Source organism: bacterium (genome assembly GCA_021372535.1).
Classification (GTDB): domain Bacteria; phylum Latescibacterota; class Latescibacteria; order Latescibacterales; family Latescibacteraceae; genus JAFGMP01.
In genome coordinates this window covers 47,248-57,698 of record JAJFUH010000063.1, presented here as the reverse complement: position 1 = coordinate 57,698, position 10,451 = coordinate 47,248, and the positions used below count along the sequence as shown (strand labels likewise).

Annotated in this window: 5 protein-coding genes; 2 read left to right on the top strand and 3 right to left on the bottom strand. The window is 51.8% G+C overall.

What is annotated here, in order from left to right:
- From LLG96_06860 to LLG96_06850, 3 genes are all read right to left on the bottom strand, one after another.
- The coding region (locus LLG96_06860) for a CGGC domain-containing protein (protein ID MCE5249924.1) at positions 1 to 246 on the bottom strand (246 nt) is incomplete at its 3' end.
- 802 nt (positions 247 to 1,048) lie between these two features.
- Positions 1,049 to 1,738 carry a nitroreductase family protein gene (locus LLG96_06855; protein MCE5249923.1) on the bottom strand — a complete coding sequence of 230 codons (690 nt, stop codon included), beginning with the start codon at positions 1,736 to 1,738 and terminating at the stop codon, positions 1,049 to 1,051.
- A gap of 120 nt (positions 1,739 to 1,858) precedes the next feature.
- Positions 1,859 to 2,611: a hypothetical protein gene (locus tag LLG96_06850; protein MCE5249922.1), complete on the bottom strand. Its 753-nt coding sequence runs from the start codon at positions 2,609 to 2,611 to the stop codon at positions 1,859 to 1,861.
- A gap of 517 nt (positions 2,612 to 3,128) precedes the next feature.
- Here LLG96_06850 and LLG96_06845 point away from each other — a divergent pair.
- Complete coding sequence (locus LLG96_06845) at positions 3,129 to 6,035, top strand: hypothetical protein (GenBank protein ID MCE5249921.1); 2,907 nt, start codon at positions 3,129 to 3,131, stop codon at positions 6,033 to 6,035.
- Positions 6,036 to 7,464: 1,429 nt separating this feature from the next.
- Positions 7,465 to 10,401 (top strand): T9SS type A sorting domain-containing protein, encoded by a 2,937-nt coding sequence (locus tag LLG96_06840; protein ID MCE5249920.1) that lies wholly within the window; start codon positions 7,465 to 7,467, stop codon positions 10,399 to 10,401.
- The last annotated feature ends 50 nt before the right edge of the window (positions 10,402 to 10,451 follow it).

Here is a 10,451-nt window from a genome sequence, read left to right as displayed (position 1 = left end):
GATCACCCGGTTTTTTTCAATCTTCTCCTTTTTTGCCATTCTGCCGATCAGGTGACTCAGCTTCCGGTGCAGCGCTCTCCCGCAGCAACCGCCGCATGTCAGATAGAGCGTCCTGTAGGCCTTGTCACGCGGGTACTCCGCGAATCCGCCCGTACGCTCATGATACGCTTTTTCGCAGAAATATCCCGAGCATCTTTGCTTGACCAGATCACACTGAACGATGACGATATAGTCTTTTTCTTCCATTCCGGTCTCCTTCACGGCTGCAGGGAGGGTGATGAATATATAATACACCCGGTTTATATATAGATGATTTCATTCTCTTAAACTGCGGCGCATCAAAGCGACAGCCCGGCGAATCGGACATCTCCCCGGCAGATATTATAGAATGATCAACAAAGGATTGAGGAGGGGAAAATAAAAAGGCTGCCTTCCCATAAATACGCCGATTTCAGGCAAAATCGTCACCGCGTGGTCGCTGAGCACCACAAGTAATATGATAATAAGGCAGGCGGCCCTGTAATAAAAATGCAGCATTACCGTGAAAAATGCAACCGGATTTTTTCAGAAGCTGAGAATTCCATAATACGGTTATCCGGTTAAATCAGCTGAGATAATTGATCCCTCTCGGCTTCGCCGTTTCCCCCTTATTTATATAAGAGTGTCATCCGGTAAATGCATACCCGGATTCCCGGTAAATGTGCTGTTCGTAAAATGCCTGTCATTTTTCAGAAGGCGGGATATACATATCATGATTTTTCTTAATCGCATTGTTTTACAATATGTTCCCTCACCCTTTGATTCCCTCTCCCATGCATGGGAGAGGGTTCAACTTTCAGCGTCCGTATGGAAGCTCTCCCTCGCCCGCGCGAAGCGGGGGAGTGGGAGTTAGGTGGGTGAGGGCAAAAAAAAACAAGCTGATAATTCATGAATCGTTCAGGTACTCATTATTCGGATGACCCAGATATATAAATAAAAAATGAAATCCGCGTAAATCCGTCCGATCCGCGTAAATCCGCGTTCCATTATACCTTATGGACAGGCCGGGCTAATTTTTCGCCGGATAACCCACCGACTGCGCGAAGAGTATGCGCTGTTCGGGCCGCAGCCCGAATTCCTTCACCGTGTTTTCCTTGTCGCAGTTGTGGAACCAGGCCGCCAGACCCTGTGAGGCTGCAAACAGGTAGACATTCTGGGCAATGAAGCCCGTGTCGGTGTAATAGTAGGACTTCTGAACCTCCGGGTCTCCGATGGACCTGTCCGGCTGCCCGCTTCCCAGATCGTAACGGGTGAGATCGACTATATAGAAAATATTGACCGGAGCCACGCCCGCGCCCCTCCTTCCCGCCCTGGCCCGAAAGTCCCCGGCGACAACGGGTTTCAGCCGATGGGGAACCGCCTCGTAAAGATAAACACCTTCGGGCATGGCAACATACAGGTCGATTTCCTGCGAGTTGCTGGCGGACGGGGCCGTTCTTCCCGGCTTGCCGAACGCCGCTTTCTCACGGTTCACACCGAACGCCGCCCAGAGAAGATCGGAGAGCACCTGCGGGGGAAGTTTCTCTTCACTGATGGCGCGGACAGTCTTTCTTTCCCTCAGGGCTGCCAGTACTGACATTCCGCCGTCCTTCCCCGGCTCCGGCAGCATGACCGGCTGCAGATACTGAGCGAAGGAGGATGCCGATCCGGCCAGCACGGTGGCGGCAGGTACGGCTTTTACGAATGTTCTGCGGTTCATGGTATTTCCCCTTCTTCATTTTTCCCTGCAAAATTTCAAAATCATCGGTATAAAGTTTTCCTTTGAGAATTTTGCACGATAACCGCCCCTACTATCCAAGGTGTTTTCGGATTATTTCCTTTACAGGCGGAGCATCATCTGCATGATTCCGCTGTCAACTTCAATACCTTGGATAAGAAGACGGTACTTCATACCCATATCACCTTTCCAATAGGTCTTCGTCATCATCGCGATGGTCACAGGATTCCCGGCATGTTCAATCTGGCAGCTGGCTTTCCCTCCCGATAAATGGATACCGCCTGTTCGCGCGCAAAGTTTCCCGTCGACCCAGAGTTCATCGTGCGAGTAGAGCCAGAGGGTTTTGTGGGATACAACAGCCTCGTAACGGATTGTGTGTCCCTCCCACTGGTATTCGTAACCACCCGCTTTGGAGAATTTATTAAAAGAACATACCAAAGCAATAATTACCAAAACTAACCCTGTTTCAAACACCTGTAACATGTAAACTGACACAATTTGCGAAAAAGTAATGCTATGATTACTGCTTCCGTAGTAAAAAGGGATAAACATCGCAACGCCGGAAATAACAACGACAATCGAGAAAATGAGCATCGACAGTGATACGCGAAAAGAACCGAATTTTTTATTGAAGTCCACAGTGGCAAACCACAATAAAAAAAATGGTGCGCAACACATGATAAATAAGTTGACCTCTATAAAGAGGAACGAAAGCCACTCGCTTGTGGACACCCCTTTCATATACTTATAAGGAACAATTGGTACATGATACTTGAAATACACCAACACGTTAAAAAGCAGTCCCAAAACAATGACAAGATACGTCCATCTCGCGAGGGTCTTCTGCTTGTCCATTTCCTGTTTCCTCCTTACAACATATGTATTATCAAAGTGTTATGTGTGTATAAGTTTCAATGATTTACAACGGCAACTATCATGTTCTGCTGCAAACCAAAAGCTCTCAATTTCATACCATAAGTTAGTTATATAAGAACGTAGATATATTATGCCATACCCAATTTGTCAAGCGAATAAAAATCACGGCAATCCCCGATTTAACCCTGATTATTCATGATAATTTCTAACCACAAAGACACTAAGACACTGATAGATATAACAAATTGTATATAATATCTTTAGTAATTATTAATCATTCACATAAAAAAGATATATTCAAGAGTACAATCAGCGAAAATCCGCGTTCTATAGAATTTTATGAATAGGTCGGGTTAAAAGTATGTCCCATGAGCCTTTTTGATTCCTAAATTCTTTCCGATGGAGTATATTGTTCCGCTGGATGTGAAACCGAAATTCATGCATTCTTTTCGTAAATTGTATTCTTTTACACATAAATACCATCAAGGAGGCTCCGTTGTACCGCGAAACCGTTCTGCTCAACGGAACATGGGAAATAACGTTCGACCGTGACAACAGCGGCGTCGGGGCGGGTCTGTTTACCGACAGCGCCATCCCGTTCGACCGCACCATCGAGGTTCCGTCCACGTGGAACCTCATCGAGCCCGAATACGAGGGCGTCGCCTTTTACCGGACACGGTTCCGGCTTGAATCCGGACACGAGGGTAAAACGATCAGGCTCAGGTTCGACGCGGTCAATTACTTCGCCGAGGTCGCCGTGAACGGAACTGTCATCGGCTCTCACGAGGGCGGTTATACGCCGTTCGAGCTCGACATCACCGGCGCGGTCCGTTTCGATCGTGACAATACGCTCGTCGTCCGGGTGATCGATCCGCCGAACGACGGGACAGGCCGCGAAATCGAGGGCTTGAGGCACATGGAGATACCCTCCGGCAAGGAAAGCTGGTATGTGAACTTTTCCGGCATCTGGCAGAATGTCAGCCTCATCATCACCGACCGGACATACATCGAGGACATGTTCATCACAGCCGATCCGGCGGAAAAAACGGCGCGGGTCAGGCTTATCATCCGGAGCGACCGCGCCCGTGACGGCGAAATCATTCTGTTCGTTTCGACACCCGAAGGCTCACAGGTGCTGTCATCCTGTTCGCGGATGGCCTGCATCGAGGAGGGCCGCAATCTTGCACTCATCGATCTCCCACTCGACGGTTTCGGGCTCTGGGAGCTGTCCAGTCCCGTACTCTACACCATGACCGCCCGGCTCTCCTGCGAACACGCCATCACGGACAGCGTTTCGGAGCGTTTCGGGATACGGAGCTTCGAAATCAGGGACAATTTCTTTTACCTCAACGGCGAAAAAATCATTCTCCGCGGCCTGCTCCATCAGCAGCAGTACCCGAAAAACCTTGCCTGTCCCGAATCGAAGGAAGAAACCCGCCGTATCGTGCGTCTGCTCAAAGAGGGCGGCTGGAACCTCATCCGCGTTCATATACGCCCGACAACGCCGGAATTTCTCGATGTCTGCGACGAGGAGGGGATGCTCGTGTTCGAGGAGCCGGCCATCGGATGGATCGTGGACTCGGAGAAGCTGGAGGCGCGCGCCCTCACCGAAGTCCGCGACATGGTCAGTCGCGACCGTAACCACCCCTCGGTCGTCATGTGGGGAATTCTCAACGAATCGGGGGTGCGCGGCGCGCCCGACATCCTCGGACGCACCAAGATGTACTGGAACAAGGCCGACATGGGAGTACAGCGGCTCAAACCGGCGCTCGCCCGCGCAATCAGGGAAGAAGACCCGGGGCGCATCATCTCCGATGACAGCGGCGCGGTGACCTGCAACTACTATCTCCCCGGAAGCGACGAGCCGGTGCGCTATTACGACAACCACCTCTACATGTCGTATCCCCTGTCGCACGCGGGATATGAGATTTTCCGCAATCTCGGCAAACCCGAAGACTTCTTCCGGTCGCACCAGTTCGAGACCTTCACCATCAACCACCGTATCGGCGGCGGCTCCCCCGACAAGCTCTTTCTCCAGAGCGAGTTCGGCTGCGGCGGCATCCCGCTCTGGCCGGAAGTGCTCAAACACTATGAGGATGGCGCCGGTGTCACTTACCGTGATGAAGCGGTGTACCGCCGTATCGACGGCATCCTGCGCGATTACTATGCTCGCGAGCTTGCGGATGTTTTTGACTCCTACGAGGCCGCCCTCCGCGAAACGCAGGCTGTCCAGGCAATGTCCGCGCGCCGCATGATCGAGGCCCTCAGGACGAACAGCCTCTGCGCCGGGTATGTGTTCACCCAGCTCCACGACAACGATTACGAGTGCAATGCGGGAATTCTCGACCCGCTGTTCCATCCCAAAGAGGCTTATCACGCTGCCCGCGAGGCGAACAGTCCCCTCAGGGTCGTGGTCGAGACATGGGAGCGGACGATATTCCCCGGCGGAACATTCACTATCATGGTATACATCGTGAACGATGCCGGTATTTCCGGCGCGGTCGATCTCGCGGTGACCGTAACGAACCCGGACGGCTCCGCGCTTCTCGATGAACGGAAACAGCTCGGCATCGGTCCCGGTATCGCTACAGCTTTCACCGGCTCCGCACGAACCGGCGACTCGGCGGGAGTTTACACGACCCGGGCCGAGCTGTCCAAAGGCGGTGAACTTATCGACTCGGCGGTTTACTCCACATATGCGCTGCCTCCAACCGGCGATGTATCGGAACTCAAATCCATCCATCTCGTCGATTTCGACGGCAGAGTACTGACATGGCTCGAAGGCCACGGTGTCGGGACATCCGCGGCGAATCCCGGGCTGTATGTCGTCGGGCCGGTCGATAAAAAACGCCTCGGCGACGCCCGTATCGCCGAAGTTCTGAGAAAGGTGAAGGAGGACGGCGCCGATGTGCTGTTCCTCGGGCTGCCGCTTATCTGCCTTTCCGATGCAGACGAGGAACTCCAGGAGCTGCGCGACCAGGGCAAGTACGTCTGCTGGTGCTCGCCGACCGAGCTCGAAACAGATGTGTTCGACTTCCCCATCCCCTACTACGACTCAAAGCCCCGTTTCGCCGGGCCTTATCACTATTTCAGGAAACATCCCGTGTTCGAGGGCCTCGATCCCGGGCATGTGCTCGACGACCGTTATGCCAACATCATGCCGCTCACCTCGGTGCGCATCGATGGCATGAAGACTCTCGGCGGCTCGTTCGGAACGCCCATCGGCTACCACTTCAGGATACGGGGATGCGAACACGCCCGTGACCCGCGGTACGGCGCCGATCTGGCGGTCGTTCCTTATGGACGCGGGCGGTTTGTCATCAGTACATACAGAATTGCGGAAAACCTGGGGAGCGATCCGGCAGCAGACCGTCTTCTGTGGAATCTGCTCAGAGGGGTGTGAGAAAGTGGTGAGTTCCGCACGGTTAAAAGAAAGTCAAATTACCCATTACACTGTGATTAATCGTTAGTCATGAAAAAAACACCGAAAACATTTCATTTTATCTTGTCAATCCTGTTAATCCTGTCTAAAAATTCTTTACATGAAAAACTGTACCGGTCATAGAAAAGCCTCCCTTGCGGGAGGCTTTCGGGTAGAGGAGACATCAATGAAGAATGTATGGTAAGAAGCGCCGGTTACTTCCTCGGATGACAGTGAAATATTTTTATATTTTTTTCCTGTATCTCAGTTGTACCGGTTGCCTGGTTTTATATATTGCAAACTTCATGCCAGATATTTTCCCTCGGTGCAGGCTCAAACAGATTCAGTGCTTACTGTATTATTATATTACATCTTACATCAATACTCCATCCATGCCCGTTACCAGCCCGGTTTCTCATTATGACATCATGGCATTCACGCTGTGACATTCTGTCACATGACGGGACATTTTCTGCCTGTCCGGCAGTTTCTGTCTGCCAATATGGTCAAAATATCCCTTAAAGGTGTACCTTGCGGAAATATGAAATTTTCTCCCCGGGATTTTCGTCTCATATATCAGAAAGCTGAAGAAACAACCGCTGAAAACCGGAGAAAACCATGAAAAGCATTCTTTTGATTACAGTAACCCTGGCCTGGTTCGGTGTTGGTGCTGCATACCTGTTTGCCAAGGCTGTCGAATTCGTAACATTTATCGCCTGATTTTTCCCCCCACCAAACCCCGTATCATATCCTCTCGATCCCCCTCTGCTTCAGTGAAACAGAGGGGGATTTTTTTATCATTGAGCTGACGCATACCTCTCTATCCGACTCATGCACCGGGGTATTCTGTCAATCAAACACCGGAACAATAGTGCATCTCGACAATCGTGTCGGTAAAGACTGTATCGGTCATACCCCACTAACATGTTGTTAATTATACAATATTATTAATTATTGCCAAAAATGTTCGACAAATATGTCGAACACTCTTTCCGGTACGGCGAAGCGGGCCAAAACAGGCGCTCATTTTTCAACCTCATGAATATCAATATGATAGTTGTTTCGTTTGCGGGCCTTTTCATCCTTTCTGGCACAATCATTGCTCTTTATTTACCCGGACGGACAGCCCGGCGCCTCATGAAATTGCGCTCGCGAAGTGAATATCTTCGTTCAGGTGACCGGAGTCACAGCATTCCTGTCAGGTTACTGGTATCTTGCAACAGCAGATGTATAAAAAGGGTCGGCTTTCTCGGGTATCACCCAGACTAGAAACCTTTTCACCCTCTCGTTAGTCTACAGTGAGAAAGCCGCCCCGTTAATACATGAGCTGCCAGGCAGCCGGCAAGGGATTTTCAGAATAGAAATGACGAATACCGTAAGTTTTTAACACGTTGCAAAGGAGATTCAACCGATGAGAAAACTTTTACTGATTCTGACCGCTGTTCTGGTCATCATGCCGACAGCGGCGTTTGCGGCCGATGACAGCTATTTCCCTCTCGATCAGGGCATGATCTGGGCCTATGATGATCAGAATGTGGACCATGTGGATTCATTCACCAAAATCGCCGTACCGGAACAGCGCACGGTGCTGGCGTATACCATGAAGTATTTTCAGTCCGAGAAGGTGACATACTTCCGCATCGGCAAAAAGGTCTATGAATGGCGCAACGGTTATTACCGGATGTGGTATGATTTCGGGAGCAGCGCCGGTGATTCATGGAAGCTCGAATGGCGCTCGGCCACTGCTCAGAAAGAGGACCCCGGCAACACAACCGGAAAAAACCGTCCCAATGTCAATGTTTCGGACATCGGAAACGATGATGAATCCCTCGACGATATAAACAAGGACGCGGAAATCACCCTTCTCGAAACGGGTCTCGATGTTGAAACGCCCATGGGTAAGTTCAGCGACGTATACCATTTCATCACCAAACGGCCCGGTGTCGCCGATGCCGGATATGTCGAGGAATGGTTCGCTCCCGGTGTCGGGTGCGTTATGCGGAAATGGGACACCATAGCAGGCCCGCAGATGCACCAGCTTGTCAAGGCGACGTTCCCCGAGGAGGCGCCTCAGCCGGTCTTCTACCGTATGGATGTAAAACTCGACAAGTCCTTCTATGTCGAGGGAGAAAACATCGTGATAGAGGTTACGGTGCTCAACTGGAGCGACAAGGAAGTGAAACTCGATTTCCCGAGCTCTCTCCAGGTCGATTATACGATCGACAACGATTACCGCTGGTCGTCCGACCGCGCATTCACTCAGGAGCTTACCTCGGTGACCATCGCGGCGCGTGATACGTACAAGTGGACGTTCACCCATACGCCGGAGGATTTCAAGGTGGCGACGGGCAAGCACATCATAACGGCCGAGCTTGTCGGAACGAACATCCGCGCGTATCAGTCCTTCCTCGTGATCGAAAGCCTTCCCGTTCTTCCCGAGGGAATCGAGCTCACGGTCGCCACGGGAAAGGATACCTATTCAATGGGCGAGATCATCGATTTCACGGTGACCGCTTCCAATACGACCCAGAGCGATATCACCCTGAATATCGTGGATTTCCTCCCGATCAAGTACATGATCGATACGCTCAATACCGAGTACGAGCTCTTGTTCTCACGGCCGCTCACAAAGAAGGAAGTGGTTGTTCCCGCGGGCGGTTCCGTCACGTACGAGGGGACACACAGCCCGGATATCCTCACCTACAAACCCGGCGAACATATTCTCTACGCGGGCCTGACAGGTTATTCCATCTATGCGAAAACGACATTCACCATATCGCAGGACCTCGCCTACGGCACGCTTGCGGGAACGGTGACTACCCCCGCGACGGCGATAACCGTCTCCAACAATCAGCAGTACAACCCGGTCGAGGGCGCGGAAATCTACCTTAAACCCGTCATACCGAAAATGCGCGAGAACGATGTGAATTTCATGCCGAGCACATCTCAACAGAGCTGGTCGGCAACCACCGGCAGCGATGGCGCTTTCACGATCGCCGATGTCCCGATCGGCATGTACTTTATCCTCAGTGTCTACAAGGACGGTTATTATCCCTATAACGAAACCATACGGTTCCTCGGCGAAAAGAACCTCCTCAGTATCGTATTGAAGCCCAAAAAGAACGTTCCCGACCAGCCGGTCGTCTTCAACCGTCAGCTCGTCGAGGGTCTCGTCATATCCTTCGGAACCGATGCGACGGTGTACAAGCCGGATTCGCCGTTCAAGGCTTTTCTCGGCATTCTGAACACTCGCAAGGAAGCGGTTACTTTCACGTTCGATAACGAGGACTATGTGAACTGGGCCATCCTGGGCTCGAACGAAGAGGTTCTCTGGAGCTCAAGCGAGAAAGCGGGTAAATCATCCGCCGAATTCACCGTAACCATCGAACCCGGCGAGGGACGCGTGTTCACTCATGAAGGGACATTCGCCGACGTGGTTCCCGACAAAGGCGGGAAGTATATTGTCAAGGGTATTCTCGCCTTCACAAGCTGTTCGATAGAAACGATCAAGTCCGGCTATATCGGGGGCCTTGTCAGGGTGCTCGTTGTCCCGAGCACGAGCGAGCGCATTCAGGCTCAGGCCCGCAACCGTGAAATGGTCGTGGAAGTAAAAGGCACGTTCAACGCCGAAATAGACCTGTCGATGAAAGACGACAACGTTTCCGGCGAGATTCTGGTTTCCGAAGTGCTTGAAAATCCTCACAAACAGCTCAACAAACACCAGTTTCTCAAGATGATCGAAATCGACGCCGATTCAACGATCCGCGCCGGAATGGACAGCGCCCTCGTCCGCATCTATTACGGCGACATGGAAAAGGAGAATCCGGATTTCGATCCTCTGAAACTCCGTATCGCCCACTGGAAGGACAATCCCAACTGGACTCCCCTGAATATCGACCCGACCAAGGACAATCCGCTCGATGCGCTCGGTGGACTCCTGTCCGATTCGGAATGGGAGATGCTCCAGGGCAGGATCGACACCATCAACAAGTATATCGAGGCGTATACAAACAGCTTCAGCTCATTCGGACTGTTCGAGTATGACGAGTCCGTTACCGGCGTCGAAGAACAGGGGCAGATTCCCGAGAGTCTCGTGCTCAAGCAGAATCAGCCCAATCCGTTCAACCCGGCAACCCTCATTCAGTTCAGCCTGCCGCAGGCCGGAACCGTGCAGGTGGTCGTCTACAACATCATGGGCCAGGAAATTGCGCGGCTCGTGGACGGTTTCCTCCCGGCGGGCGCCCATAATGTGGTGTTCGACGGCAGCAGATTTTCTTCCGGGGTTTATTTTTACAGTGTCAGAGGCGCCGGATTCAGCGCCACGAGGAAGATGCTTCTTCTCAAGTGACCATAAAAAAACGGAACTGGAGGGACAGTTCAGCCGTTTAATTACATGCG